At 61.4% G+C, this 26,041-nt stretch carries 23 protein-coding genes and 1 pseudogene; 14 read left to right on the plus strand and 10 right to left on the minus strand.

All coding sequences use genetic code 11. The annotated features are described in order from the left end of the window. Positions 1–436: 436 nt before the first annotated feature. From R2J76_RS11795 to R2J76_RS11830, 8 genes are all read left to right on the plus strand, one after another. Complete coding sequence (locus R2J76_RS11795) at positions 437–700, plus strand: TRASH domain-containing protein (protein WP_316411791.1); 264 nt, start codon at positions 437–439, stop codon at positions 698–700. Between the two features lie 25 nt (positions 701–725). After that, entirely contained in the window at positions 726–2,432 is a 1,707-nt protein-coding gene (locus R2J76_RS11800; RefSeq protein WP_316411792.1) for an ATP-binding protein, read from the plus strand. A 673-nt stretch (positions 2,433–3,105) separates the two neighbouring features. Then, a complete protein-coding gene (locus R2J76_RS11805; protein ID WP_316411793.1) occupies positions 3,106–3,465 on the plus strand; it encodes a CZB domain-containing protein in 360 nt (119 codons plus the stop codon). Between the two features lie 53 nt (positions 3,466–3,518). After that, the gene (locus R2J76_RS11810) at positions 3,519–4,517 is read left to right on the plus strand and encodes a radical SAM protein (RefSeq protein ID WP_316411794.1); all 999 of its coding nucleotides are present in this window, start codon (positions 3,519–3,521) and stop codon (positions 4,515–4,517) included. 69 nt (positions 4,518–4,586) lie between these two features. Further along, a complete protein-coding gene (locus R2J76_RS11815; RefSeq protein WP_316411795.1) occupies positions 4,587–5,270 on the plus strand; it encodes a c-type cytochrome in 684 nt (227 codons plus the stop codon). Next, the gene (locus tag R2J76_RS11820; protein ID WP_316411796.1) at positions 5,267–5,572 is read left to right on the plus strand and encodes a hypothetical protein; all 306 of its coding nucleotides are present in this window, start codon (positions 5,267–5,269) and stop codon (positions 5,570–5,572) included. Before R2J76_RS11815 ends, R2J76_RS11820 begins: the two co-directional genes overlap by 4 nt. Positions 5,573–5,684: 112 nt before the next feature. Further along, positions 5,685–6,365, plus strand: coding sequence for a response regulator transcription factor (locus tag R2J76_RS11825; protein ID WP_316411797.1), 681 nt, complete (start codon positions 5,685–5,687; stop codon positions 6,363–6,365). Continuing rightward, positions 6,365–7,771 carry a sensor histidine kinase gene (locus tag R2J76_RS11830; protein ID WP_316411798.1) on the plus strand — a complete coding sequence of 469 codons (1,407 nt, stop codon included), beginning with the start codon at positions 6,365–6,367 and terminating at the stop codon, positions 7,769–7,771. Before R2J76_RS11825 ends, R2J76_RS11830 begins: the two co-directional genes overlap by 1 nt. Positions 7,772–7,780: 9 nt before the next feature. Here R2J76_RS11830 and R2J76_RS11835 read toward each other — a convergent pair whose 3' ends face one another. Continuing rightward, on the minus strand, positions 7,781–8,368 hold the full coding sequence (locus tag R2J76_RS11835) for a tetratricopeptide repeat protein (protein WP_316411799.1): 588 nt from the start codon (positions 8,366–8,368) through the stop codon (positions 7,781–7,783). A 276-nt stretch (positions 8,369–8,644) separates the two neighbouring features. Further along, on the minus strand, positions 8,645–8,911 hold the full coding sequence (locus R2J76_RS11840) for a hypothetical protein (protein WP_316411800.1): 267 nt from the start codon (positions 8,909–8,911) through the stop codon (positions 8,645–8,647). A gap of 301 nt (positions 8,912–9,212) precedes the next feature. Here R2J76_RS11840 and R2J76_RS11845 point away from each other — a divergent pair, with 301 nt between their 5' ends. The 4 genes and pseudogenes from R2J76_RS11845 (at position 9,213) to R2J76_RS11860 (ending at position 14,365) form a co-directional block, all read left to right on the plus strand. Continuing rightward, the gene (locus R2J76_RS11845) at positions 9,213–10,463 is read left to right on the plus strand and encodes a hypothetical protein (RefSeq protein WP_394366835.1); all 1,251 of its coding nucleotides are present in this window, start codon (positions 9,213–9,215) and stop codon (positions 10,461–10,463) included. A gap of 433 nt (positions 10,464–10,896) precedes the next feature. After that, a complete protein-coding gene (locus R2J76_RS11850) occupies positions 10,897–11,331 on the plus strand; it encodes a hypothetical protein (protein WP_316411802.1) in 435 nt (144 codons plus the stop codon). A gap of 215 nt (positions 11,332–11,546) precedes the next feature. Further along, a pseudogene (locus R2J76_RS11855) lies at positions 11,547–13,988 on the plus strand (heavy metal translocating P-type ATPase). An 89-nt stretch (positions 13,989–14,077) separates the two neighbouring features. Beyond that, on the plus strand, positions 14,078–14,365 hold the full coding sequence (locus tag R2J76_RS11860; RefSeq protein ID WP_316411804.1) for a hypothetical protein: 288 nt from the start codon (positions 14,078–14,080) through the stop codon (positions 14,363–14,365). Between the two features lie 9 nt (positions 14,366–14,374). Here the strand turns inward: R2J76_RS11860 and R2J76_RS11865 are convergent, their stop codons facing one another. Further along, positions 14,375–17,299 carry a Tn3 family transposase gene (locus R2J76_RS11865; protein ID WP_316411805.1) on the minus strand — a complete coding sequence of 975 codons (2,925 nt, stop codon included), beginning with the start codon at positions 17,297–17,299 and terminating at the stop codon, positions 14,375–14,377. A 102-nt stretch (positions 17,300–17,401) separates the two neighbouring features. On the opposite strand from R2J76_RS11865, the gene R2J76_RS11870 reads away from it, so the two are divergent. Next, positions 17,402–18,007: a recombinase family protein gene (locus R2J76_RS11870; RefSeq protein WP_316411806.1), complete on the plus strand. Its 606-nt coding sequence runs from the start codon at positions 17,402–17,404 to the stop codon at positions 18,005–18,007. Here R2J76_RS11870 and R2J76_RS11875 read toward each other — a convergent pair. The 4 genes from R2J76_RS11875 to R2J76_RS11890 all read right to left on the minus strand — a co-directional run bounded on the left by R2J76_RS11875 (position 18,000) and on the right by R2J76_RS11890 (position 20,169). Next, on the minus strand, positions 18,000–18,614 hold the full coding sequence (locus tag R2J76_RS11875) for a hypothetical protein (RefSeq protein WP_316411807.1): 615 nt from the start codon (positions 18,612–18,614) through the stop codon (positions 18,000–18,002). The two genes, R2J76_RS11870 and R2J76_RS11875, sit on opposite strands and share 8 nt — an antisense overlap. Before the next feature lie 115 nt (positions 18,615–18,729). Next, on the minus strand, positions 18,730–18,873 hold the full coding sequence (locus R2J76_RS11880; RefSeq protein ID WP_316411808.1) for a hypothetical protein: 144 nt from the start codon (positions 18,871–18,873) through the stop codon (positions 18,730–18,732). A gap of 9 nt (positions 18,874–18,882) precedes the next feature. Continuing rightward, positions 18,883–19,713 (minus strand): putative iron-sulfur cluster-binding metallochaperone, encoded by an 831-nt coding sequence (locus tag R2J76_RS11885; protein WP_316411809.1) that lies wholly within the window; start codon positions 19,711–19,713, stop codon positions 18,883–18,885. A 3-nt stretch (positions 19,714–19,716) separates the two neighbouring features. Further along, a complete protein-coding gene (locus tag R2J76_RS11890) occupies positions 19,717–20,169 on the minus strand; it encodes a MerR family DNA-binding protein (protein WP_316411810.1) in 453 nt (150 codons plus the stop codon). Positions 20,170–20,293: 124 nt separating this feature from the next. Between R2J76_RS11890 and R2J76_RS11895 the strand changes: the two genes are divergently transcribed. After that, positions 20,294–21,583 (plus strand): ABC1 kinase family protein, encoded by a 1,290-nt coding sequence (locus R2J76_RS11895; protein WP_316411811.1) that lies wholly within the window; start codon positions 20,294–20,296, stop codon positions 21,581–21,583. Between the two features lie 803 nt (positions 21,584–22,386). Here R2J76_RS11895 and R2J76_RS11900 read toward each other — a convergent pair. The 3 genes from R2J76_RS11900 to R2J76_RS11910 all read right to left on the minus strand — a co-directional run bounded on the left by R2J76_RS11900 (position 22,387) and on the right by R2J76_RS11910 (position 25,868). After that, positions 22,387–22,599, minus strand: coding sequence for a hypothetical protein (locus R2J76_RS11900; protein ID WP_316411812.1), 213 nt, complete (start codon positions 22,597–22,599; stop codon positions 22,387–22,389). A gap of 133 nt (positions 22,600–22,732) precedes the next feature. Continuing rightward, positions 22,733–23,365 (minus strand): hypothetical protein, encoded by a 633-nt coding sequence (locus R2J76_RS11905; protein WP_316411813.1) that lies wholly within the window; start codon positions 23,363–23,365, stop codon positions 22,733–22,735. Between the two features lie 79 nt (positions 23,366–23,444). Further along, complete coding sequence (locus R2J76_RS11910) at positions 23,445–25,868, minus strand: diguanylate cyclase domain-containing protein (protein ID WP_316411814.1); 2,424 nt, start codon at positions 25,866–25,868, stop codon at positions 23,445–23,447. Positions 25,869–26,041: the final 173 nt, after the last annotated feature.

Genomic DNA, 26,041 nt, shown 5'->3' on the forward strand with positions numbered 1-26,041 from the left:
CGCAATGCCGGGTGGGATGCGACGGCGGGCCTCGCAACGGCCCGGGGCCCACCGTTGTTCATTGGCCGTCCTGGATAGGAGGTACCATCATGTTGAACCTTCTGCTCTCTCTGGCGCTCGCTACGGCTCCCCAGGCACCGCCCCCCGCCACCAGTACTGAATGCCCTGTCCTTGGGGAGAAGGTCACGGAGAAGAACCAGACCGTGACCATCAAGGGCCACAGCTACCGAATTTGCTGCGCTCCCTGTGAAGACCGACTCCGGTCGGAGCCCAAGCGCTACCTTGACGATGATGGTTCCATCAAACGGGCGTGGGAACCCTCGGGTTACGGGCAAAAGATCGAACCCTTCCATCACCACTGACGTGTCTTAACCTCGAAACCCGACATCCGGCCCGGGTTTCCTGTCCCTCCATGGGCCGGGCTAAAAGGAGTCTCATGCTGAATCTAGTGTTCACCCTGGCCGTTCTCGCCGCTCCCCAGGCCAACTCTGCCTCCAACACGATTTGCCCGGTTCTGGGCCTCAAGGTGGACGGTAAGAGCCAGATCGTCACCGCAAAGGGCCGGGACTACCGGATCTGCTGCGCGGACTGTGAAAAGAATTTGAAGTCGAACCCTGACACATACCTGGATAAGAACGGCAACCCGAAAAACGCCGCCAAGGCGATGGGTTCCATGGAACACGAAGGCCACAAGCATTAGCTCCTGGTCCGGGAAAGGCGGGGGCATGACCACAATGGATCTACTGACATCCCACTACCGTCGGCTCAGGTTTCTTGGAGTCGTGGCTCTGCCTTTTCTCGGTTTACTGGTCTGGTCCTGGTTCCTGATTCACGCAACAAAGGATGCCTTCCTGGGCTTCGCCCATTGCAGCACCTGGACCCTGGAATCCTCCCGCCACCTGGAGGTTCTGGAAGACCTCCAGGAGAGAATTTCGCACTTCCCCTATTCGTCCAGCCCCGCCACGGATTCCGCGCCTCTGGAAGTAGCCCTGGATCGGCTCCAAGCATCCAGAAAGGAATTGGGGCAGCGGATCCACAGTGAGTCAGACCCCTTGTTGGTGGCTGTCGATCAGGCCATGGCGGATTACCTGGAACAAGTCGACAAGGTGCGCAGGACAGTCGACTTGAACGCTGAACGAACCGGAAGTTCGCCCGATCGGAAGCGACAGGAGGAGGTGTCGAGGGCCTTGGCCCACCTTGATCACCATCACCGGATCGCCTTGTCGGCCTTGAATGACCTGGTGAGGTACCACCGGGAGATGCTTGAGGCCTCCGTTCAGGACAGCCGTCGCAATGCGACCCAGCTCTCAGCGTTCGCCGGCGCATCCCTTTTGGCGGCCCTGGGGTTTGGGATTGCGCTGGGCATTGCCTTCCTTCAACGAGGTCTAAAGCGCCAGGCGGACCGCTTCGTGCAGACCTTGGTGGATACGATCCCAGACGGAGTCGTGGCTTGGGATCAGGGGGGGTCCATCCTCACCGCCAACCCTGGATTGACGGCTCTTCTTGGCAAACCGCCAGGATTCACCTGTGGCAATTTGGAGTTTAGCTCCATGATGCCCTCGGAAGCTCGGAAGCGCCTTGAGGCTGCTGGACCCGACCGGGCCATCAGGATCAATTTGGTCCATGCCAATGGCTCCCTCCGGGCAATCGAGGCTAGGGTTGGAACCCTCAATCGGGCGGCCGGCATCCTTTACGCTGCCGTATTGCGGGACGTATCGGCGCAGCTTGACCGGGAGCGTCGTCTCGTATCCAGCCAATGGCAGATCCAAGTGGGCCGGCAAGTGGCATCCACCGCCCGGGACCTCGAACGGGCCCTCCATCCCATGTTGTTCGCCCAAGAGATCCTCCAACAATCGGTGCCCGTGGATTCGTCCCAGGCGGAAGCCCTGCAGACGCTTCAACGCAGCTCGGAACAGGCAGCCGTTCTTCTGCGGCAGTTCTCGCGGATGGCAGGGGAGGCTGGCGAAGCCCCGGATGTGAGGTACTTCGATCTTCAGGCCTGCCTGATGGAAGTCATCGAAGCCATTCAAACGGAAAGAGGCACCCTGCATGGCATCGAGATGAATCTGGATCCATCCCCGTGCCCAATTCGAGGCCCTGTAGGCGCGGTAAGGAGGTGCTTTGAAGTATTGATCCAGCGTGCCCTGGATGCGGCCGCGGGAACCACACCTATCAGGGTGAACAGCCGAAGGGAACGGAACGTAGCCACAGTGCAGGTGCTTGATCCAGCCATTCCGCCCGTCCCAGAATCCGACCTGGCGCGGATGTTCGACCCATTGTTTTGCTTCGCGGCCTCCGAGCCAGGTGACGGTTTCGGCCTGTTCAATGTTTGGGAAACCATGAAAAGCATAGGCGGGACCGTCGAGATCGCCCTAACTCAGGACGGATGGACTGAGTTCACGCTCCGCTTTCACTTGGAGGAAGGAACATGAATCGAAGAGCCGGAGACCTTCCACCTCCAGATCAGACATCAATTGTGCATCAGGATTCCGAAGTGGCGGTTGGGAATCCATCCGGCCGTTTCACGCCCATGCGGTGGTTGATTATTGTTTGCGCCTGCCTCGGCATTGCGTTGGCTTTGATTGGAATGGAGCACACAGGGAAACCCGCCACAAGGGATGACTCACTCCCAAAAAGTTGTTTTGGTGGTTGCGGGCGATAGCGTGGCATGGCACGGAGATGTTCATGAAAAGACTTGGGAATCAAAAGCCCGAACGGATGAACCCGAGGACACCGCAAAAGCGATTTTTCAAGGGACTCCAAATGCCCCCAGTAGATCACCCACAGGGTGCAATCCCTGAGGCGTTTCAACCAAAACCCAATGCTAGGAATTTCCGACTGGCCCTTTGTTTCATGGCGGCGGCGCTATTAGTTGTCGGGTCTTGGTATGGAGTCACTACATTTCGGCGGAGCCACGGGAAGGTAATGACGGGGGCAACCTGCTGTGGCTGTGACCAAGGATTTGGGAAGGCTGGTTGTGGGGGCACTGCTATTTGCAAGAGTCCAAAGGCCGGATCCAGCCCATGCCCATCCGGGAAGCCCGCGCCTCAACCGGTTTCGACGCCATCGGCAACTCCCGAACGGTCCCGAAAGGAGTGAGGGTTCATGATTCTTGAAGAGGCCGTGGCTGCCCATACTCGTTGGAAGGTGAGGTTGGGGCAATTCTTGAATGGTGGCTCCGATCCGGGAATTAATCCGGCAACGGCCCACCGGGATAACCTTTGCGAATTAGGCTGTTGGCTCCACGGGCAGGGAGCAATTGACTACGGGGGCGGGTCGGATTTTGAACGACTGAAAGTTTACCACCGTGAGTTCCATGAGGAAGTTGGCCGGGTCGTGAGGACCTACGCCGAGGACCCCGCTCAGGCAATGGAAATGCTGGATGGTCCGAGGTTCAGGGCCCTATCAGTCGCCGTGGTGACGGCCATTCTGAAAGTGAAGGTTGATGGGGTTAAAAGACCCTAGCGGCATGGCCCCGTGTTCGTTCCTGAATCCGTTGCTCCGTTTTTGAGGCTCACATGGACCGCGAATCTATCTTGAGTTTGTTGATGGGCCCCGCCGAGAAAACCTTGAAGGAATTGGAGCCCCTCCTGGACCGGGTGGGCTATCCCCAAACTAACGGGGAGGTCCGCCTCTTGGGTCGGATCGACATTTCAAACTACTGCGCGAAAAAGTGTCTGTTTTGCCACCAGGCTGCAAATCGATGGGGCGTTAAAAGGTACCGGATGGAAGCACCGGAAATCATTGCCTGCTGCATCCAAGCCAAGGCCCTTGGTTGTGAAGGCGTCATTCTCGGGTCCGGGATGGATCCACTGCTTGGCGCTGGCCTCGTAACGAAAATAGTTCGCTGGATGAAGTCTGAAACGGGCCTGCCCCTCACCCTGAGCATGGGGGAACGATCCGCGACCGAACTACAGGCCTGGAGAATGGCGGGAGCGGATCGGTATTTCCTCCCGATTGATTCAACGGACAGGATCTTATACCGCACCCTCCATCCACCCGATTTGAAATCGCTCCGGGGAAGAATCGATTTGGTAAAGCGTGCCCGGAACATGGGGTATTCGATCGGAGGAGGGATTCGGGTGGGCTTGCCAGGACAGACCTGGAGAACCCTCGCCCGGGATCTCGAGACATTGCGACGCTTGCCAGTCGATTATTTCGAGGTCGGTTCGTTTCCTTACGGTCCCCTGGCCCCTGGAGGGGTGGGCAAATATTCTCCCCTCATGGCATCACCTGATTTTCAAGTTCCCAATGACAACTTGACCACTTTGAAAGTATGGGCTTTGGTTCGCCTCCTTCGCCCTAAGGCGATGGTTCTCGGACCATCCATGAGTTCTGCCCCTTCCGAACAACGGATGACGACCCAGGGCATAGCCTTTGGTATCAACGCCGAAATCATGAACCTGACTCCGAGGAGATTCTGGGCTAGGTTCAAGAAACCCATTGATGGCTCCCATACCTCTCCCCTTCCGGCATCTGGAGATGGGGTGGAATGCCATTCCGTGATGGGGTGTTGAATTTGTGAGTCCTGGACCTCATTCAGCCGATAATTCACCCCGCAGGTCGCAGTATTCATGGAGCCCAGCATGGCCAAACAGAATTTCAAAGCGGGACAGGGTGGACGGTTCCCCCTTCGCCCCTTTTGTACGGCCGTCATCATCCTCGGCTTGGTACTCATTGGTCTGGTTTTTTCAAGCCTGGCGCGGATCCTACAACACGGTGTCAGCGCCAGAGACGCACCAACATCTGTTGAAGCATGGCTGGCCCGGGAGCTTCGGCATATTGCGGTCCCCTCCCCGGATAGGCGGCGGGCCAACCCCGTTGCCTTTTCCACGGACGCAGTGGCTGCAGGGATGGCCCATTGGGCGGATCATTGCGCAATCTGCCACGGAAACGACGGGAAGGGCTCCACGGAAATGGGTATGCACATGTACCCGCGCGCGCCGAACATGACGCAGAGCGGCACCCAACGGCTGAGCGATGGGGAACTCTTTGCCATCATCAAGAACGGGGTGCGCCTCACCGGGATGCCCGCCTGGGGTAGTCCTTCCGGTGAGACGGATGTGCAGACATGGCAACTCGTGCGCTTCATTCGACACCTTCCCGGTTTGACTCCCGAGGACCTTAACCAGATGAAGCGCATGAATCCGGCCTCCCCCATGGAGCTTGAACAGCAGCAGAAGGAGAATGAGTTTCTGAATGGAGGCGACGCCTCCGACACAGTGCCATCGAACCCGATTTCCCACAGCGATAGAAAGGGTAAGCCATGAATTACGCAAAGACCTGCCTCCTGGCCTCGACCATCCTCCTCAGCCCAGCCATTGCCTCGGCCCATACGCACAAGGAGATCATGGGGACTGTAAAATCCTTGAATGCCAGCCAGATCGCCCTGGTGTCCCGGGACGGCAAGGCCATCACCATACCACTCGCCAGGACAACAATGTTCATGAGGGGAAAGGACATGGTCGGCGCCGATCAGGTCAAACCCGGTCAGCGTGTGGTCGTGGTCCTCGGGGAAGACGACAAGACTGCGGAGACGGTCAAACTGGGGCCCGTCCCCAAGGGAAAGTGACTTTGGGAATCCGGTTCTAAGGGTTTCCTAAGATTTCGTCCCTTCTCGGGATTTATCACCGGTCATGGAGACCCGGCTGGTTTCTGGCCAGGGTCAATCGGAGGAATTGGGCATGCGGGTCCTCATCATCGACGATGAAGCCAAGTTCGCGCGGGTACTGGAACAAGGGCTCAAGGAGCATGGGATCACAGCCGAGGTGGCTTTCGACGGGCTGTCGGGACTGGAGAAGGCTCTCGCCAGGACCTTTGATGCCATCCTGCTGGACGTGATGCTGCCGGGCATGAACGGGTTCGAAGTGCTGAAAGCGATCCGGGCCGCCGGTTGTCCGGCCCCAGTCCTCATGCTGACCGCGCGTGGAACCGTGGACGACCGCGTCCGAGGTTTGAACCTGGGAGCAGATGACTACCTGCCCAAGCCCTTCGTCTTCAAGGAGCTTCTGGCCCGCCTCCAGGCCATCACCCGGCGCCCCCAGGTGGAGCCCCAGACCCTTCTCCGGGCCGGGGACCTGGAGATGGATCCCCAGAAGCGCGAAGTCAAGCGGGGCGGTCAGCTCATCGACCTCTCAACCAAGGAATACGCGCTCCTGGAGCTGCTCCTCCAACGGAAAGGCACGGTCGTCACCCTGGCTACGGTCATGGACCGTGTTTGGAATTCCGACTACCGCGCCACTGAGGACAGCAACGTTGTGGCCGTCTACATCACCTACCTGCGGAAGAAGATTGACAAGCCCTTTGGCTCGAATCTGATCCAAACCGTGCGAGGCACGGGTTACCTTTTGCGCGAGGAGGCGTGATGCGCCTGATCCGGACTCTCCGCCTACGCCTCACCGTCTGGTACGGGCTCATCCTGACGCTGGTCCTGGCCGTCTTCGGCTCCCTCGTGTACCAGGCGACGCGCCATCGCATGCTCCAGCACCACGACGAGCCCCTGCGCGAGATGGCGGCGGCCGTCGTGCACATCCTCAACGAGCACGAGGACTGTCACGATCTTACCCCTGACCAGCTCAGGACACTCGACCAGCTCGGCCACTTGGTGCTCGTCCACGAGGTGGAAGGGGGACGCGAAGTCTTCTACCAATCCCCGGAGATGCGGGCCAACGTCTTGGCTCCCGCCGTGGGAGCCTTGGGCTGGGAGGCCGTGCCCACCGCCCGCCTCGTGACAATCCGGCAGCAGGGCGCACCCTGGCGCGTGTTGTCGATCCCCTACCGCTCAAGGTCGGGGCGGCCCGGCATCGTCCGGCTCATGGAAAATCTCGGAGACATCGAGCTGACCTTGACGAATCTCCGGCTGACCCTGCTTCTCATGACGCCTGCGGGGCTTCTTCTTTCCCTGGCTGGGGGTTACTGGATCGCCGGGAGGGCGCTGGCTCCGGTGGACAGGATCGCCCGCCAAGCCCTTGCGATCGAGGCCAGCCAGCTCCATCAGCGCCTGCCTCATCCCGGGGTGGACGACGAGATCGGCCGTCTGGTGGATACCCTCAACCGCATGATCGAAAGGCTCGAGCAGTCCTTCCAGGCCATGAAGCAGTTCACCGCCGACGCCTCTCATGAACTGCGCAGCCCGTTGTCCACCCTCCGGAACACCATCGAGGTGCTGCTGGACCAACCCCGCACGGTGGAAGAACACCGGAAGGGCCTGGAAAGCCTGGGCGAAGAGGTGGACCGCCTGCACCGGATCGTGGAAGATCTCCTGCTCCTCGCCAGGGCCGACACGGGGCGCCTTTCCATGTGCCGGGAGACGGTGGAACTGGGAAAGCTGACCTCCGCCATCGCCGAGACCTTCGAGCCCCGCGCCCTTGAGGCGGGAATCGTCATGAATGTGCGGACCCTGGGGGATGCGAGAGTGCTGGGCGACGAGCGCTGGCTCACCCAACTTGTCATCAATCTGCTGGACAATGCCCTGAAATTCACCCCTGGAGGGGGCGCCATCGACCTTGACGTCGAAACCGGGGAGGGATGGGTTCGCCTGACGGTGAGCGACACGGGGCCCGGCATTCCGGAATGCGACCTGGTGCGGGTCTTTGAGCGGTTCTACCAGTCGGATCCCTCCCGATCCCGGGAACATCAATCGGGCGCGGGCCTGGGATTGGCCATTGCAGCCTGGATCACCCAGAACCACGGGGGAACAATCCGGGCGGCGAACTGCCCTGGGGGAGGCGCACGCCTGGAGGTCAGGCTTCCGCTGCAGGACCGGGCCTGATCCGCCGATTCAAGATTTCCCTCCGGCCATCGCTGCCAGGAGCGACGTAGCCTGTTCCGCCTGGGTCGAGGCAGGGGCCATCTCGATGACGCGCGTGAAGGCCTGACGGGCAGTAGGCAGATCCTTGAGGTCCTGATAGCAGACGATCCCCAGGTTGAACACGCTCTGGACGTGCCCGGGGTTCGCCTTGTTGGCCTTCTTGAAGTTGGCCATGGCCTTGTCGAACGCCTTCAGCTCCCGGTACATGATCCCCTGGTCCGTGAGCACGTCAGCGACGTGCGCGCCTTTGGGCTCCAGTTCGAGGGCCTTGTCGTAGGCCTCCACGGCCTTCTGAGGCTGGTGGGTATCGAAATAATCGTTGCCCAGGGAGATCCAGGCTTTGGCATTTTTCGGATCCAGGGCGAGGCTGGCCAACACGCCCTGGATGCGCTGGTAGGCATCGACGGAGCCGGCCGCCGACGGCGCTGCCGGCCCTGGAGGAAGCGGGCTCTGGACCTGCGCCACCGGCTGGGTGGTCCTATTGTTGGCCAGGAGAAAGCCGGCGACAAAGCCGGCGATGACGCCCGTAAGAAGAGCAATGGTGATGTCGCGATTCACGAATGGACCTCCGGCCCGACGTTGGTGGGCCACATGTGGGTTGGGCCGAACCTCGCGGCGAGGTCCAGGTGGAAGAGAGGAACGCTGGCTCATCAAGGCGCACCGAAAGCAAGGTAGAGAAAGATGCCCCCGACGATCATGCAGGTGATCCACACCATGGTCGGAGATCGTGTTTCGTTGCAGCAGGGCTGGGACATGGGAAGCGCAATCACTTGGAGATCACGACGGTGATCAGGTGCTCTTGAACAATATGCAAACGATCCGATTGAACACGAATCAGTACCGGTCCCGCAACTGCCGGCCAGGTCCGCTCTGGGAGGCGTTTTTCGGGCTTCCGTCCTGGTTCAGGAACTTTTCGGGATTCTTTTCGAGATCGGTGCGGCATTCATCGCAGCAGACCCGGTACGAATGGTCCCGCACGGTGGTGCTCTGGTTGCGCTCGGATACGGGATTGCCGAGGACTGGGCATCGCCCGTTGGTGGGGGGTTTCGATGGGCTCGGGCTTGCGAGCATCGTCAAAGTGATCAGGGTTGCAGTCAACATGGTCGACTCCAAAGAAAGGTCCGATTCCGGGCCTCAGGCATCCGCTGATCCAAGGGCTGGATCCCGCGTGCCATCAACGTCCCAACATGGAGCCACGCTGGATTCAGGGCAATGCAATCCTGTTATTTTTAATGATTCTTTAAGAATCACCAGGATCAGCCCCTTAGAGCTAGTGGACCAGTAGACGCGCCCGTCCCTGGTACAAGTGAATTACTTTTCGATCCCCAATTCCAAGAAAGGGCCATTGATACCCCAAACCTCGGTACTCTAGGCAGGTCTTGTCCGGAGTCGAATCGTGCCAATGGATTTCAAAAAGGCAGTCGTTGCGCTCGCAGAGCGGTACCGGCAGGACCCGGAATCGGTTCACCGGACATGGTTCCTCGGTGATGAGCGCCTAAAGGCATTCCGGACCATCCGGCGGGGAGTCCAGATCGTAGTAGATGACATCCTGGCAGGGAGATTCCCCCAGGACTACCGTGGCTCCAGCCTTGAAATGGTAATGGCCGCAATCACCGAGCAAAAGCAGGTCTTTCAAGGGGCCGCGCATGCCTTCTACTGGAAACCCAAGCTGCGAATCCCGGATATCTATGAGGATCGAGAGAACCAAGTGGCCTTCGGGCGATTCCTGGCAGAGGCCCTCAGGGCCACTCGGGAAGACCAGCTCCTACAGGCTATCGCCGTCCTGGAGGCAAAGAAGATCAAGGGCTTGGGCCCAGCGGCTGCAAACATCCTCTACTTTCTGCACCCAACACGGATCCCACCCTTCAACACTGCCATCATGAGGGGCTTCAATGCTCTAACTGGGGCTAGGCTTGGCCTGGGCTCCTGGAGTGACTACATGTCCTTCAGGCAGGCAGTCCTGGAACTGAACGAAGGGAACCAAACCTTGTTCTCAAAGGACCTGGGAGCCTTTGCCGGGTTCCTGTTCGAGGTTGGCATCGGCAAGGTAGCCACGAATGGGAACCTTGAGACAGCACTGGCCTTCGAGGCCGGTAAGTTGGAAAAACTGCTCCGAAAGCGCCACCTCGAAGTCGAAGAGGATGCAGCAGAAACGGGCGTTCACGCACGAATGCAGGCCCACCTGCTCAGGATCGGGCAGTCGCTGGGCATGGAAGTCTGGGTGGCGAGAAACGACCGAAACGCTTCAAACCATTATGGAGGGACACTTGGAGAGCGTTCGCTCCAGACCCTGCCCCTGAAGGGTCTGCCGCCTGACACCCTTTCGACGGTGGAGTTGATCGATGTACTTTGGCTCTCAGAGGGCCAGGTCGTATGCGGCTTCGAGGTAGAGAAGAGCACCTCCATCTATTCGGGCATCCTCAGGCTCCAGGATTTGAGCCTGTCCATCCCGGAACCCGCTCCCGAGCTTTACTTGGTAGCCCCCGACAGCCGCGAAGGGGAGGTCCGGGCCCAGTTGTCTCGGCCCACGTTCTCCGGTCTCGCCAATCGCCCATCCCTGGTCACCTTCAAGGACCTGGAAGCCCACTGCGAGGCTATCTGCCGCTTCGGGGCGGACAGGGGCGTCATGCAGAAACTCGCACGACGGATCTAGGCATCAGGAAGTTCAATCGGGATCCGGAGCCGCCGCCTCTGCGGTTGAGGCAAAAATTGCGTCCGTGGTCAAAGAATTCGTCGCAGATCACCTTCCCAGGCTCAGGAATCTCGACTCGCGGTGCCAGGTGGCACTCCAGGAACTTCTTTTGCTTGGTTTATTATCATTTCGACCGGAATGGTTCGACAGCCACTGGCACCAATCGTATAACTTATTTAATTAAACCACTTTATATTATGGCATAGCTAATGCGTTGCCCTCTCTTGAGAGAGGAGGTGTAAGCCAATGGGGACTTTCGAGCAAGTCAAAGTCCTCACACGGAGGCTATACCTCCGGTCAACGCGAAGTGCTCAAAGCGCGCCTTACCTTGGCGCAGACCAGTCCCAACCGGCTTGTCCTTCACCATCAACCACGAACAGTAAAAGGGGCGATTATGAAAATCCAACTTAGAAAGAATCCTGGTTTCCATTTTGGCCTTCCGCTGGCCATGGCTTTGGCCATCTGGACACCATCGCTAGCACAATCTCCTGAACCTGCGAAGGCGAAGAAAATGGCTGTGGAGGGCAAGGCCGTGGAGCACTCCCAGATGATGCAGGAACATTGCAAAACCATGATGGCCGAGATGAAGGCCCAAGACACTGAACTGACTGCACTGGTCGCCAGAATGAACGGTGCGTCCAAGGAAGCAAAGATGGATTTGATGGCCGAGATCGTTACGAAAATGTCGGAGCAACGGGTTGCCATGAATGATCGAATGGGACAGATGCACATGGAGATGATGAAACACATGCAGATGGGTACGGGCCCCCATCATTCAATGATGAAAGGCATGGATAAAAAGCCGGAAGCCCCCATAGACAAGAAATAGTGGATACGCAATAACGTCTTTCAGTTCAGGGGGGAGATTTCCTTGATGGATCAAGCAAGTGGGCATATGAACGGGTGGCCGGGCGGGGGGATGTGGCTATGGACAATCATCGGCGCGCTGATGATCGCACTGGCAGTTGTCTTGATCAACCGGTCATCAAAGAAATAATCCTCACCTTTAATCCCTGACTTTCCAAACATCCAAGGATAGGGAGCATGACCATGACCGAAACGAAAACAACTGCCAAGGACCCCATCTGTGGGATGTCCGTGGACACCACGAAAGCTCTTCACATTGAACGCGATGGGATTACCTCCTATTTCTGTAGTGAAGGTTGCATGGAGAAGTTCCTTTCCAAATCCGCTGGTGCCATGAAGCCTGGAGCGTCCGGATCATGTTGTGGGTAGGCTCCAGATGAAAACGTTGGGGAAGCAAGTTAAGCCTGCTCAAGGTAAGGGCTCCCAAAAATGATTGACCAAAGCCCAAACTTGCCCGCGGCAGAGAGTTCTTCGGCTGTGGGCGCGCCTGCATCTGGAACTCCGATATATACCTGCCCTATGCACCCCGAGGTGCGGCAAGACCACCCAGGGGCGTGCCCCAAGTGCGGCATGGCGCTGGAATTGGAGATCCCCATAGCCAATACGGATCAAGCCGAGAGCCACGAACTTCGGGACATGACAAGGCGTATATGGGTAGGCGCAGCGCTGACCCTTCCCGTCTTTATGCTTGCCATGGCCCACCTCGTGCCGGCGCTCGGTAGGCAAGCCTGGGTCACCGGCGACGGTTCGCGTTGGTTGCAATTCGCCCTCACCACACCCGTTGTTTTTTGGGCGGGATGGCCATTCTTCACCCGTGGCTGGAATTCCGTCCTGACACGCCAGTTGAACATGTTCACGCTGATCGCCATTGGCGTGGGTGCAGCCTTCAGCTTCAGCGCCGTGGCCATGCTGATGCCCCAAGCTTTCCCCCATAACATGCAGCACGGAGGCAGGGTCGCCATCTACTTTGAAGCGGCAGCGGTGATTGTGGTTTTGGTACTCCTCGGCCAGGTGCTCGAGCTTCGCGCCCGCAGCCGCACGGGCAGTGCCATCAAAGCTCTACTGAACCTCGCCCCGCCCACCGCACGTCAAATTGCACCAGGCGGCGATCATGAAGTCCCACTTGACCAGGTGAAGGTCGGTGACTGGTTGCGCGTGGTTCCCGGCGACAAGGTACCCGTGGACGGCACGGTGGTCGAAGGTCATTCCAGCGTAGAAGAGTCCATGATCACGGGAGAGCCACTCCCGGTGGAAAAGGCCGAAGGCGACAAGGTGACGGGCGGTACCATCAATGGCCCCGGCAGTTTCGTCATGCGGGCCGAGCGGGTGGGTACGGACACGATGCTTGGTCAAATCGTGAAGATGGTGGCCACTGCACAGCGCAGCCGCGCCCCCATCCAGGGCCTTGCTGATCGCTTTGCAGGGATCTTTGTGCCAGTAGTCCTTGCTATTTCGTTGCTCACCTTCTTTCTCTGGATTTGGTTGGGGCCGGATCCAAAACTCGCCCACGCTATCATCAACGCCGTGGCAGTCCTCATTATCGCCTGCCCCTGTGCGCTTGGCCTAGCCACCCCCATGTCCATCATGGTGGGCGTCGGACGGGGAGCCCAGGAAGGAGTGCTCGTGAAGAACGCAGATGCACTTGAACGGTTGGAGAAAGTCACCACCCTGGTCGTGGACAAGACGGGCACCCTCACGGAGGGCAAACCCATGCTCATGGAGGTTCTGCCGAGCGAAGGCTTTGGCCCAAAGGAATTCCTGCATCTCGCCGCCTCCCTGGAGCAGAACAGCGAACATCCGCTCGCCGCTGCGATCGTGCATGGCGCGAAGGATCAAGGCATCGGCCTGGAGGAGGTCAAAGGCTTTCGCTCTGTGACGGGTGGCGGTGTCATCGGCACTGTCGCAGGTCGATCCGTGATGATCGGCAAGCCGGACTTTCTGCGCAATGAAAAGATCACTGGGTTGGAACCGTTGGAGGAGTCGGCAGCGAAGCTCCAGGAAGAAGGCAGGACCGCCATGTATGTCGCCATTGATGGCAAACCCGCAGGTGTTCTTGCTGTGACGGACCCGATCAAGGCCACCACCGCCGAGGCCATCAAAGACCTTCAGAGCCTCGGAGTCAAGGTGGTCATGGTCACAGGCGACAACCTCCGTACGGCTGCTGCGGTGGCCAAGATACTGGGCCTGGACGCAGTGGAAGCGGACATCGAACCCGCTGGCAAAGTTGCTCATGTGAAGAAGCTGCGCGCCGAGGGCAAGCATGTCGCCATGGCTGGTGATGGCATCAACGACGCTCCTGCGCTCAGCGAAGCCGAGGTTGGCATTGCCATGGGTACAGGCACTGATGTGGCCATGCAAAGCGCCGGAATCACGCTCGTGAAGGGAGATCTGCGGGGCATCGCCAAGGCCATCCGCCTCAGTCGCGCCACCATGGGCAATATCCGCCAGAATCTGTTCTTCGCCTATATTTACAATGGGCTGGGAATTCCGCTGGCTGCCGGGGTGCTCTATCCGTTCTTCGGGTTGTTGCTCAGCCCGATGATTGCCGGTGCCGCCATGAGCCTAAGTTCCATCTCTGTCATCGGCAATGCGCTTCGGTTGAGAAACACGAGGCTATGATGACGAGTCCAGGGAAAATAAGCCTTCTTCGAACCTCTCCCAGGCTCCTGCAAATTCTGTGTGTGCTCACACGGCACGGATTCCTGGGTGTGCTTCGCGGCAAGGATCACTGGCCCTCACCCAAAGACGTGCGGGAAGCCATCGAGGAACTGGGGCTGACTTTCATAAAATTCGGCCAGGTTCTCGCCCTGCGGCGTGATCTTCTGCCTGGTGCCTACATTGAGGAATTGGAGCGGTTACACGACCAGTTGCCGCCGATGGATTTTCCAACGGTGCGCGCACTGGTGGAAGACGAACTGGGGGCGAAGCTGACGGTAAAATTCTCAGCCTTCAGTGACGGGGTAGTCCCAACAAACGTGCAACCAGGGATCGAGTAGCGAACGAGGTCAGGCCTCCAGTTCCAACCGGGCTTCCAGATCCAGCTCGAACCGCCCGTAGGGGTTGATGTGCTGGGTCAGGAGGGGGCTCAAAGCCCCGAGATCCCTGGGGGTTAGGCGCTCGGACCAACCATCATCCGCGAGCACGCGCTGGATCATCAGCGTATTGATGTAGACGAGGCTGGATTGGAGCAGATGAAGGCTGAGCAGGCCCATCTCCTGGTCCTCCCTCCGGTTCGTCGAGAGTTCGCCGCCCCGTCCGTAGAAGATGAAACCGTTGGCCGCATTCCAGCTCTCCACCACGTTCAGGCCCTCGTTCACTTCCCGCCGCAGATCCTCGGAGGCCAAGTAGCGGCAGAGGAAGATCGTCTTGATGGCCTTGCCCAGCTCCGCCAAGGCCTTGTAGGCGGGATGGGGCGCGTTGGCCCGCGTGAAGCGACGGAGTAGGCTTTCCGCGTCGGCCATGCCGCGTTTCATAGCCACGGCGTGCTTCACCATGGCGTCGAGCTGCTGCTCAATTAGCTCCCAGTTGATGCTTCGTGAGGCCATCACCAGGTCGAGGTTCGGGTAACCCTGGCCCGCCTCAGGGCGGTAGAGCCGCTGACTATGGATGGCCTTGATGCGCGGCATCAGCTCGAACCCGAGCAGGCGGCAGAAGGCGAAGGCCACTTCGCTCTGCCCGTGGCTATCCACAAACTGGCGTTCCACCTCCATCTCCGTGCAGTGGCGCAGGACGCCCTCGATCATGGCGGAGGCCTCGGAGGATGAGACGCGCTTGAACTGGGAGTAGATGCAGACGGACTTCTTCTCGACGTGCCAGTAGACCATCACGCCGCGCCCGCCGTAGCGATGGTGCCATTCGGTGAGCAGGTTCTGGTCCCAGGCGCCGAACTGCTTGGAATCCGAGGCGCACGCCGTCGTCCCTTCGCCCCAGATGTGCGGCAACCGCGCGGCCAGCGTGGCGTTCACGACCTGGGCGATGGCCTGCCGCAAGCCCTCGATGGAGAGGTAGCGGCGGCGCACGTACAAGAGACCCTTGTAATCGTCCTCCGGTTCGGCGGCCATGCTTTTCAGGCCCGTGTTGGTGCCCAGCCCGTAGAGGCAGAGCAGGAGGCGGCGCCGGAGGGTTGAGGGATCCATGCGCTCCCGAGGCGTGGGGCTCCGGAAGGACTGCGTGAATCCCGTCCGGAAATCGGCTTCCTTGAGCACGTCCAGGAGGCTGGTGGACGGCCACCGCTGCCCCACCTCCCGCTTCAGTCCGCCCAGGTTCTCGGGATCCGGAAGTGCCTCGAAGGGGGTGACGGAGATCCAGCCGTCCTTCTTGGGCAGGATCCTCACCTTGGGGTTGGCGGGCATCCCTTCGTCCAGGGCCTTCAGAGCCCCAGCCAACTCCGAACGGATCGTGTCCGTGAAGGCCTTCGCGTCGAGGGGAATGCCCAGCTCCGCGTAGTAGTCGGGCCGCTTCGTCTCGAAGTCCTGGGGCAGGTCCTCCTCCGGATCCCGGTATCGGCGGCTCCCCTCCACCCAGATTTCGCGGCAGCGGAGGCGCTCCCGGAGCGCCCGCAGCACGCAGACCTCGTAGGCGATCCGGTTGATCTTTGGGGGATCGCCCTCCGCCTCCACGACGTGGGGCATCCAGGCCGGGCGCACCACGCCATCCAGGGGCACCTCCACGCCCTCGGGATAGGCCGCTCCCTTGGTCTTCAGGTGAGTCTTCAGCAAGGTCAGGGCCTCCATCACGGGCTGGTGACGCGGGTTCGTGCAACGGAAGGTAAGGGCCTCCAGCAGCTCGGGGAGCATTCTCCGGTAGTGGGCGCCGTAGGACCGCTTGAGGACCAGGCGCACCGTGCCCTGGTAGGCCGGGCCGGAGGTGCGGATTTCCTGAAGGATCGACCGTAGAAGTTTCTCGGGAGCCACGGGGTAGATGACCTCCTTCACGGCTCCCTCTGGGGAATCCAGGGAGGCCTCCGCCATGCGGACCAGCACCCCGACCTTTCCGGGCACCTTCTGAAGCTGGCCCGCCAGCTCCTCCTCCACCTTCTTCTGCGCCCGCTTGGTCATCTTCTGGATGGTCTCGATGAGCAGATCCACCAGGTGGTCGGTCAGCTCCTCGCCCCGGCGATGGAGGTAAGCGGCCAGCAGCGTGGCCCGCAGGGGGCCGCCGTGGCGGCGCAGCTCGTGCGGTTCTTCCACGGCGGCACGCATCGCGTACCGCTCGATGAGCTTGGGCGGCAGATCCTTGAAGAGACCCAGTGGGAGACCCACCGCCTTCACCTCGCGCAGGCGGGAGGCGGTCGCCTTCACACTCTCCACGCCCGCTTTCCCCGGATCGGCCTTGAGGGCCTGCCAAGGTGTCCACTCGGGTTCATCCTCGGAGGGTTGGGTCTTCAGGAGGCCGTCCAGGCGGTCCAGGGCCTTCCGGCCCAGTTTCCCGAAGCTGCCCTGGGTGAATGCTGTCTCGTGCCCCTGGAGGGCGGAATTCAGGATGCGCTGGCCGTGCTCCTCCGCTGGAGGTTCGATCCGGAGCCCCCGGCACCACTGGTTCATGGCTTCTGTCAAACGGTCAGGGCGATGTTCCTGGGGGATGACCTCCTGAACGAGCCAGCCCTTCAGGGCCTCATGATCCGCGAGGGTGAACTCACGGAACCCACACCATTCGCGGATTTCGGCCCGGTGACGCTTAATCGTGGCTCCCTCCCATGGGTAGTGACCGAAGGCCGCCGGATCTACCTCAACCTGGCCAGCCACAAAACCCACGACCATCGGCGGGATTTCCTCGGCATCGCTCGGGAAGCGGCCCTCCAACTGAAAGAACTTCAGGAGAAGGGCGAATCCAAGGCGGGTGGCCCCTGTCTTGTTCTTCAGAAGCGTCCGCTCGGGCGGCCACAGGAACCACATCTCCGCCAGGTCGTCTTCAGACCACGCCCGTTTCATCCCAGCCTCCCGAAATGCACCAATTGAAGTAGAGTCATATTGGCATGCTTCATCCCCCACGCCAGTCCTACGTTTCCGGGGGTCAAAATCCGAGGAGTTCAATTGATACACAAGGTGGCCATCTACTGCCGGGTTTCCACGGCGGACCAGTCCTGCGAACGGCAGGAGCGGGACCTCCTCGCCTACGCGGAGCGGGCGGGCTTCGAGGTGGCTGGCATCTGGAAGGAGATCGCCTCCGGCAGCAAGGACCAGCGGCCCGAGCGCCGGAAGGTTCTCGCTCTGGCTCAAGACCGGCGCGTCGATGCCATTCTCGTTACCGAACTCACTCGCTGGGGACGCAGCACCATGGACCTGGTGCAGACCCTCCATGACCTCCAGGCCTGGAACGTCTCCCTCATCGCCCAGACCGGCCTCCAGTTCGACCTGAGCACGCCCCAGGGCAAGCTAATAGCCTCCCTCATGGCGGCGCTGGCGGAATTCGAGCGGGACCTGCTGCGGGAGCGCATCCGCTCCGGCATCGCAGCCGCCAAGGCCAAGGGGCGCACCTTCGGACGCAAGGCCGGGGAGCGGCCTAAGGCCGATCGCCTCGCCCCAAAGGTGCTCCACCTTCTGGAGGAGGGCCGCTCCTACCGCTTCATCGCCCGCGAGCTGGGCCTCAGCCCCACCACCGTCATGGGGATCGCCCATCGGCATCGGGACACTATCTGAGCCTGGCACCTACTGGGCTCGGGACGCTTGCGGCCTCCCGCTTTACCTCTTTTCCCTCGAAACCAAGTTCCTTCTTCCATCGCGCCAGCGTGGCGTCCACCGCCGAGCCCGAATGGAACACGATGCGCGTTTCCCGCTTGTCGAAGTCCATCTGGACCGAGGCCACGCCGGGCGTCGCCGCCATGGTCTGGGGGAGAGTGCCCACGCATGGCGGGCAATCAAACTGGGGCGTAGAGAGCACGAGGAGCGTGCCCCCGGCGGGTGCGGGCGGCGCGGTGGCGGTCAAGGTGGTGCTTCGGCCCGAATGGAGGAGCCGGGGAGCAGCGGCGGCCCCCAGGAAGGAGAGGCCCAGGATGATTATCGGCAGCGTCGGGAAGCGCGGCGCCTCCGTGCAGCAGTTGTCCTTTCCAGAGCGACCGCCGTAGCGTTTCAGCGCCCACCAAGCGATCACACCAGCCAAGAGAAGGGCCAGGGCCCCCAAGGCCCAAGGGCGGATCCAGGCGATCTTGGCGCCGAGGGTGCCCGTGGCCATACCCAGGCCCGCCAGGGTCAAGGGCAGCCAGCAGCAGGCGGAGGCCGCGACCCCCAGCAGCACGGCGGAAAGCACCGTTCGGCGTCCAGTCTTGGGGCTCAGGTCCGGCGGATCCGTGGGGCATCTGCCGGTTTGGGGTCCCGGGGGCGGGCAGCAATCATGGTCTTGGGTGGACATGGGGCTCTCCTTCTCAGCAACCGCAGCCGGGACCGGCCAGGATCCGCAGCACCACCAATAGGGCCACCAGGCCCAGGACCCAGGCCAGCAGCTTGAGCTGGCTCTGGCGTTCCTGGCGCCGGGCCTCGCGGATGGGATCGAACGCAGCCGTGGCCATGGCATTACCTCAGCAGCAGGCGGGTTTCGAGGGGGCGCAGCAGTCCTGCGTGGGTGAAGGAACGGCCGGGTTCGCGGACAGGGCCTTCACTTCCTTGGTGATGTCCCCGAGGCAGCAGCCACCGCCGGGGTTGGTCACCTCGCAGTGGCAGGTTCCAGCTTTCACCTCGGCCTTGATGGATTCGAGGACGGTGCTCTTCCCTGTCACGATCCACTCGTCCCGGACGCTCTCCGCGCTGTGCCCGAAGCAGTAGCAGAGCGGACGCGGCCCGCTCCGCTCTTTCACCCCCACCCGCACCGTGAGGTCCACCCGGGCGAAGCTCTGGGCGCCATCCGCGCTGAAGTACACCAGGGCGCAATCGGGGCTGGCGCAGAACCGGTACATCTCGTCCTTCACCTCGGACCGAAGATGAGGCTGGAGCAAGGCGCGGAGGGTGACGGGCTTCACCGGCTTCCCCTCTGTCCTGCAGGCTGGACACGCCGACGCCGTCCTGGGCTTGGCGAGGGGCGTGCAGCAGGCGTGGGCCTCGGCGTCCTGGGCCCTGCGCAGGGCCTGCCGCACCCAGGCCGGATCCGGGAGGCCCTGGCGGCGCCCTTGGACCACATAGGTCCGGCATCCGAGCGCTGGCTCGAAGCCCTCCGGAAGGGGCGCCACGTCCTCGCCGTTCACCCGCAGGGTGGGCGAACCCGGGAAATTCCACTGGCGGGCCGCCTCCGGCGTCTCCACCCGGATCTCTCGCACCTCCCCCGCGATGCCCAGGGAGGCCATGCCCGCCTGGAGCAGCACCCGGGCCTGTTCCAGGTTGGGGCAGCCTTCAAAGACCAGCAGCTCGATCCGCATGGTTCACCTCCTTCGCAAGGGGCGCGCGCCCTTAGGATCCGGGACTGCGCAATCGGGGACGCATAGCTTAAGGAAAGCCGGGCAGAGCGGCCCCGGCTCTCCCTCGCAGGCCTGTCGCAGGCTGTGGAGGACATCCTTCATTCCCTGAAGTTCCACCAGCCGCTCCGTAAGGGCGTGGAGCTTCCGGTCCAGCAGGGCCTTCATTTCATCGCAGGCGTGCTCGTCCCGAATGTCCGTGCGGAGGAGAATCTTGATCTCCTCCAGGATGAAACCGCTGCGCTGGGCTTGCTTGATGAAGCGCACCGTCTCCACCGAGGAGGCGTCGTACAGCCGGTAGCCCTTGGCGGTCCGGCCCACAGGCTCCAGGAGGCCCAGGCGCTCGTAAAGGCGGACCGCCTGGTCGCTCACCCCGCAGGCCTCGGTGAGGTCGCGCATCTTGAAGGCCCCAGGTGCCATGACCACCTCCCAGGTAGCAGGTTAAGGTCTATACCCGGGTATAAACTCAAGGGGCCAAAGAAACTTTCTTTGGAGGTCCCCTCAGAAGCCACGGAGCGCTACTTGATCCCTGGTTGCACGTTTGTTGGGGTTACCCCGTGACAGACCGCTTGCCGCGGCCACCATTGCCCAGGTGCATGATGCAATTTTGAAGGACGGTCGTCACGTGGCCGTCAAGGTGCAGCGCCCAGACCTGCACAGAATCATCGGCAAGGATTTTGCGGCGTTGTCCTACCTTGTCGCCCTCGGGGAAGGGCTCTTTCCCCGGTTGCGCGCCTTTGACTTGCCCGTGATCGTGCGGGAGTTCGCCAACAGTCTGGAACGGGAAACCGACTTCAGACATGAGGCCCATTCCATGGTGCTTATTCGCGCTGCCCTGGCAGATGTTCCCGACTTCTGGATTCCTGACGTTATTGCGGAAGCCTCGACTGGCAAGGTGCTAACGATGGAATACTCGGCAGGCGAACGGGTGGACCTCTACGGAAAGAACCATCCCGAAGCGATGCCCAAGGCCATCAACACGTTGGTCAAGCTGATGCTGCACTCGATCTTTGAAGAAGGGTTGTTCCACGCCGATTCACATCCCGGGAACGTCTTCGTCCTGCCAGATGGGCGGCTCTCCCTGCTCGATTTTGGCATGACCGGCGAACTCGACGAGGCGATGCGCGAATCTTTAACTCGCCTCCTCGAAGCCGTCGTCAACGGCGATGCGCGGGCCACCACCGAGGCCTATCTCGAGATGGCCCCGGCCAACGAACAGGTCAATCGTGCAGCGCTGGTGGTGGATGTCAAGGCCGTGCTCTATGAAATTCACCGACACAGCTTGGCGGATGCCTCCATCGGCAATGCGTTCGAGGCGCTCCTCCGTGCCGGCAGCGAGAATGGGGTTCACAACCCCGGAGAATTTTTCCTGCTCACCCGGGCGTTTATCATTCTGGAATCGATGATCCGCCAGCTCTCGCCAGGCCATGACTACATGAAGTCCTTCCAGGAGGAGATCGCCCGCCGGAAAGCACAGCATTTCTCGCTGGGACGAATCCAGGACAAGACGACCAGGTTGGCGAGGGAGATGGAGCGATTATTCAGTGATGCGCCCAGTGATACGCGCCGCATCCTTCGACGTTTTGCCGAAGGCAATCTTGGCCGCGTGCAGTCACCCGGCATGGAGGCCCTCGGTGATCGTGTCAGCAATAACCTGGAGCGGCTGGCCAGTTCCGTTGCCTTTGGCTCACTGGTAGTTGGTGGATCCCTCTTGTTGTTCGCACAGATGGGTGGCTGGCATCACCGGCTTGGCGAAGCCATGGTGATCAGTGGAATCTTGGGCATGGTCATCCGGAGCCTGGGAGCCTGGCTTCGAAACCGTCGTCGACCTTGATCCCCCAATTGGTGGCTCTTGGCGGTTGTTGTGGCGTTGGCAATGGGGATGGTTAATAAGCTACAGCCCCGACTTTCGGGCCAATCCTGTTGGCATTACCAATTTGCCGGATCGCCAGGACCATCTAGGTGGACTACAGCGCCCTGCGGCCCAGGCCCGGGGCATGGCCCCCAGCGATTCGTGGATGGAGCGAGCATCCCAGTTCCCCGGCTCCACCAGGAACCGGCAGGACTCCATGCCCTCGGCCATCCGCGCCCGTGTGGAACCTCCTTTGCAGGTTCAGGATCTCGTTGATCTTGTGGGAGGCCCACCGGAAGTCCTGCATCTGGGCGAACAGGTGCTGCTCCCGGGAACCCGCCAGCACGCCGAAGGGGTGCGCGCAGTAATGGCCGTTCAGGGCACAAGTGTCGGTAGAGAACAGGACGTACCCGCGCCTGTCCGGGAAGCGCCGCAAGCCCTGGAAAAGCAACCCAATCTTCTCTAGAAGCGCCAATTCCTTCATCTGGCGCCCGGAAGCTAGCCTCTGCACCTCGTCGACCGTGGAGCCCAGGCTGCCCTCGGCGCCCCTGTCTTCCACACGCTTTGGGCAATGGTCAGCCCCAGCACGGTGTCGCAGGCCTGCGCCCAGGGCTGGCTGCACTCTGGGTGACCATCCGGGTGCTCTTGAACAGGCAGAACACTATGGCCCGCTGGCTCACCGCCATACAGAGGCCAAGGGCAGCCCGGCCTCATTGGTGGGAAAGTCGCCCGCGACGTCAGCGCCCGACTGAGACGTGGTGGCCCAGGGAGATGACCCCCGAATGCTACGAGAAGCTGTGGTACTCTGGGCTAGACCGCATCTGCTCGACCTTCGCCTTGCCCTGGTGGCCGTTGCCGATGCTGACCACATCGATCTTCAGGGTGCCCATAAGGCCCAGGCATTTCACGTGCGCCATGCGAACGTCGAAGTACCGCTCGCCCGGCACGCTCTCGCTCTCGCTCCCGCTCTTGGGGGAGCGCTCAAGTGTCGTGTCCACCACCTCGCCGCCGGCGTCCTGAACCGCGTGCGTGAACCACAAGATCGCTCCTTCCAGTTAGGGCTTGGGCAGGCCCCGGTTGGAACCGATCACGCAGCGAGGGCCGAACCCCTGGGGCAAGACCCACCGGATTTCATAGCCCCGTGGGGGCCAGCGGATTCAAGGCCCTCGGATCATCCTTCCCTAACGCCAAGTTACCCGCGGCGCTTAATTCCAGGATAAGCGCGTCCAGGATCGTAGACTGCAGTTCCAGGCGCAGATCGGCCCGCTCCTCATCGCTGGCATCCTGGAGATCCATTGTGAAAGCTCTAGCACAGCGGGCCGTGGCGGATTCCAGGGCGGCGCGGATTCCCTCCTCGGCCAAAGTCGCCGGGAAGGCCACGTGGTAGCCCCGCAGAGCCAGGTGCAGCGCCTTGGTGGTAGCCGCCTGGTTGCTCCGCAGGCGGCGGCCTTTGTCATCGTCCCCTTCCACCATCCCGTGGAAAGCCGAGATGCCCGCGTGGCCTTCCACGAGCCATTGCCATGCCCGGGCCTCCCGGGCCACCTCATCCAGGGGGTCGCTGAGGAAACGAGCCTGAAGTTGGGAGATTCCCGACTTGAGCCCGAGCCGCTGGGCCCTTTCCTCGCACGGCCCCATGGCCCGGAGGGCCAGGGCAGCCTGCCTTTCATCGCCCAGCCTACGATAGAGCCAAACCAGGTGGCCGGCGGCCACCAGCACCTGAGTGGTCCAGTCGTTGACGGTTTGGTTGATGGAGGAGGGGGCCATGGGAGTGACTCTTATGGCAGACATGAAGGACCAAGTGCCACTCCATCATCACGTGGTGGAACTCGCCACTGTTTGATTTTTACTCCTGGGAAGGCGCAATGAATACTCTATTCCGTCCATTCTTCTTGGACTGATAAAGGGCACCATCCACCAGCTTCAGGAGGCGGGATGGCAGGGCATCCCCGCTCAGGTTGGTAGATGCCACACCGATACTCAGCGTCACGACCTCCGCGATTCCCGAGGCTTCGTGCGGGATCCCCGCCGCCTGGATGGCCTCCCGGAGTGTGGCTGCCAATTGGGCGGCAGCCTCGAGGGGCGTCTCCGGAAGGAGGATGGCGAACTCCTCTCCGCCGATGCGGGCGACCAGGTCGCCGCTTCTCTTGAAAAGATCCTGCATGATTTCGGCCACGGTGATTAGGCAGGCGTCGCCCATGGGGTGGCCATAGTGATCGTTGTAACGCTTGAAGTAATCGATGTCGCCCATGATGATGGAAAGGGACTTGCCTGCGCGGCGTGTGCGGCGAACCTCCGTTTCCAGCCTTTCGTTGAAGGCCCGCCGGTTGCCAAGCCCGGTCAAGGCATCCTCCCGCGCCAACCGGTCCAGCTTCGCGTTGGCGTCCAGGAGCCGCCTTTCTCCGAGGACCCGCTCCGTCACGTCTTCGATCATCACCAGCAGGTGTGGCTCCTGGCTCGCCTCGAAGGGCTCCATGCTCGTGAAGATCCACAGATGCTTGCCGAAGGTCGAGTCGAATTCCAGGGTCACCCGGGCGGTTTCATGGCCGGCCAGGCAGGCCTCAGCCGCGGCCAGAAGCCCCGACCCTTTCCAGGAAGAGATGGTCCGGAAATTCTGGGCCAGGAACTGCTCCTGGGTGCCCCCCAGGATCGTGGATAAGGCGGGGTTGGCCAGGACGCATTGCCCCGTGTCCGCACGATATGCGGCGATGCCCAGGGGAGACGCCTCCAGGAGTTTCTGGTTGAGGTCCTGGGCCTCCTTCAGGCGGCGGGCAGCCTCCCGCTGTTCGGTGATGTCCCGGATGATGGAAAGGATGCACGTCTCGCCATTCACTTCGATGACCTTCGCCGACATCAGGCCGGTGAGGGGCCTCCCCGCCTGCGTCCTGAACACAGCCTCCAGCCCCAGGTACTCACCCTGCGCCTCCAGGACAGCCACCCAGCTCTGGCGATCCCCAACCTGGTCCCAGAGCTGGTTGGCCGGGTCCGTGGAGGAACGACCCAGGATCCGGTCCGCCGAATACCCGAGGATCCGGGTAAACCCGTTGTTGATGGCAATGTAGACCCCGTCCTTGAGCCTGGAAATGCAGACGGCGTCGGGACTCAGTGAAAAGGCCCGGGAAAACAGCTCTTCGGACTTGTGCAAGGCTTCGTAGGCCGCCTTGCGCTCGGTGATGTCATGGCTCACGCCCAGGACCGTTGCGAACGATCCATCTGGTCCCGCCAGGAGCGTGGTCCGCACCTCCAGGGGGACGATCACTCCGTCGAGGCGAATCAGGTCCAGTTGGTTGGTCTCGGTGAGCCTAGCGGCATCGCCCTCCCGCACGGTCTGGATGCGGACCTCCAGGCGGGCCCTAGCTTCCTGGACCGATTCGGCCGTCAGGAAATGATCCAGGGGATGCTGGAGAAACTCCTCCACAGTGTATCCGGTCACCTTGTGGACGGAGGGACTCACGAAGGAGAAGCGCTGACTGGGCAGATCCAGCAACCACACCACGTCCGCCGCGTTTTCGGAAATCAATTGGTAGCGATCCTTGCTCGCCTTCAATTCTTCCAAGGCGCGCAGGTTGGCGACCTGAAAAGCCTGATCCCGCTTCGCGGTGACCCAGAGTCCCCCGAGGCCCATGAACCAAAGGATCGCCAGGGCGCCCTGGAAGGCCATCTGGTGGCGCTGGGCGAGGGTGGCCCGGAGAGTATCCAGGGGCACGGCGATACTGATGCCGCCAAGCACATCTCCGGCGTGGGCGCCCTTCCCGGCATGGCAGTGCAGGCACCCGTCCTCGGCGGTGAGCGTCCCCATGTAGCGAAGGGTCGGTTGCCCGGCCATCACCGTTGGCGCGAAAACTTCCTGCCTTCCCTGGTTCAGCGCGAGCAGAGCCTCCCGCTCCCAGGCATCGGGGGCATCCTCTGGCCGGATGGGGTCCAGCGTGGCGAGGTGCCGCCGCTGACCCGTGGCCGTCCCCATGCGGCCCATGCCGACACCTTCGGGCAAGGTATGGACTTTCCGCCCGGGTGTCCTGGCGGCCGCACCTGGATCAACTTCCGGCCGACCAGCCTCCTCGCCAAGTTGAGTGATCCAGACCCGGTAAGATCGATCCATCAAAAAGGTATCGCGGGCGTGCCTGAGCGCAACTTCGCGATTCTCCCGGAGGGCGGAATGGATTCCCAGGCCAAGAAACGCGCCCAGGACGACCGTCCAGAGCGCAGCCCGCCGCCAGAACTGGCCACCCGGCCCACTGGACGCCTGGAATTGCCGGAGCTGTTCGGACATTGGAATCCTGCCTCCGGGACGTACGTGAGCCATTGGATGGAACCGAACAGAAGCCGCCCCTGGACCAATCAAGGTTTGCTGGGGATTCTATGCGGAGCTCCGGGGACCACCATCCTCCGCACGGATAGTGTATCAAAGGCGATAAGAAGGTAGGGTATTTTGCTTCCCCGGCC

The sequence above is a fragment of the Mesoterricola silvestris genome, assembly GCF_030295405.1.
Lineage (GTDB): Bacteria > Acidobacteriota > Holophagae > Holophagales > Holophagaceae > Mesoterricola > Mesoterricola silvestris.

What these genes read in the sequence shown, in the direction of transcription:
- R2J76_RS11795 (WP_316411791.1), top strand. Translation starts at nt 437, where the DNA reads ATGCTGAATCTAGTGTTCACCCTGGCCGTTCTCGCCGCTCCCCAGGCC.
- R2J76_RS11800 (WP_316411792.1), top strand. Translation starts at nt 726, where the DNA reads ATGACCACAATGGATCTACTGACATCCCACTACCGTCGGCTCAGGTTT.
- R2J76_RS11805 (WP_316411793.1), top strand. Translation starts at nt 3,106, where the DNA reads ATGATTCTTGAAGAGGCCGTGGCTGCCCATACTCGTTGGAAGGTGAGG.
- R2J76_RS11810 (WP_316411794.1), top strand. Translation starts at nt 3,519, where the DNA reads ATGGACCGCGAATCTATCTTGAGTTTGTTGATGGGCCCCGCCGAGAAA.
- R2J76_RS11815 (WP_316411795.1), top strand. Translation starts at nt 4,587, where the DNA reads ATGGCCAAACAGAATTTCAAAGCGGGACAGGGTGGACGGTTCCCCCTT.
- R2J76_RS11820 (WP_316411796.1), top strand. Translation starts at nt 5,267, where the DNA reads ATGAATTACGCAAAGACCTGCCTCCTGGCCTCGACCATCCTCCTCAGC.
- R2J76_RS11825 (WP_316411797.1), top strand. Translation starts at nt 5,685, where the DNA reads ATGCGGGTCCTCATCATCGACGATGAAGCCAAGTTCGCGCGGGTACTG.
- R2J76_RS11830 (WP_316411798.1), top strand. Translation starts at nt 6,365, where the DNA reads ATGCGCCTGATCCGGACTCTCCGCCTACGCCTCACCGTCTGGTACGGG.
- R2J76_RS11840 (WP_316411800.1), bottom strand. Translation starts at nt 8,911, where the DNA reads ATGTTGACTGCAACCCTGATCACTTTGACGATGCTCGCAAGCCCGAGC.
- R2J76_RS11845 (WP_394366835.1), top strand. Translation starts at nt 9,213, where the DNA reads ATGGATTTCAAAAAGGCAGTCGTTGCGCTCGCAGAGCGGTACCGGCAG.
- R2J76_RS11850 (WP_316411802.1), top strand. Translation starts at nt 10,897, where the DNA reads ATGAAAATCCAACTTAGAAAGAATCCTGGTTTCCATTTTGGCCTTCCG.
- R2J76_RS11865 (WP_316411805.1), bottom strand. Translation starts at nt 17,299, where the DNA reads ATGAAACGGGCGTGGTCTGAAGACGACCTGGCGGAGATGTGGTTCCTG.
- R2J76_RS11880 (WP_316411808.1), bottom strand. Translation starts at nt 18,873, where the DNA reads ATGGCCACGGCTGCGTTCGATCCCATCCGCGAGGCCCGGCGCCAGGAA.
- R2J76_RS11885 (WP_316411809.1), bottom strand. Translation starts at nt 19,713, where the DNA reads ATGCGGATCGAGCTGCTGGTCTTTGAAGGCTGCCCCAACCTGGAACAG.
- R2J76_RS11890 (WP_316411810.1), bottom strand. Translation starts at nt 20,169, where the DNA reads ATGGCACCTGGGGCCTTCAAGATGCGCGACCTCACCGAGGCCTGCGGG.
- R2J76_RS11905 (WP_316411813.1), bottom strand. Translation starts at nt 23,365, where the DNA reads ATGGCCCCCTCCTCCATCAACCAAACCGTCAACGACTGGACCACTCAG.
- R2J76_RS11910 (WP_316411814.1), bottom strand. Translation starts at nt 25,868, where the DNA reads ATGTCCGAACAGCTCCGGCAATTCCAGGCGTCCAGTGGGCCGGGTGGC.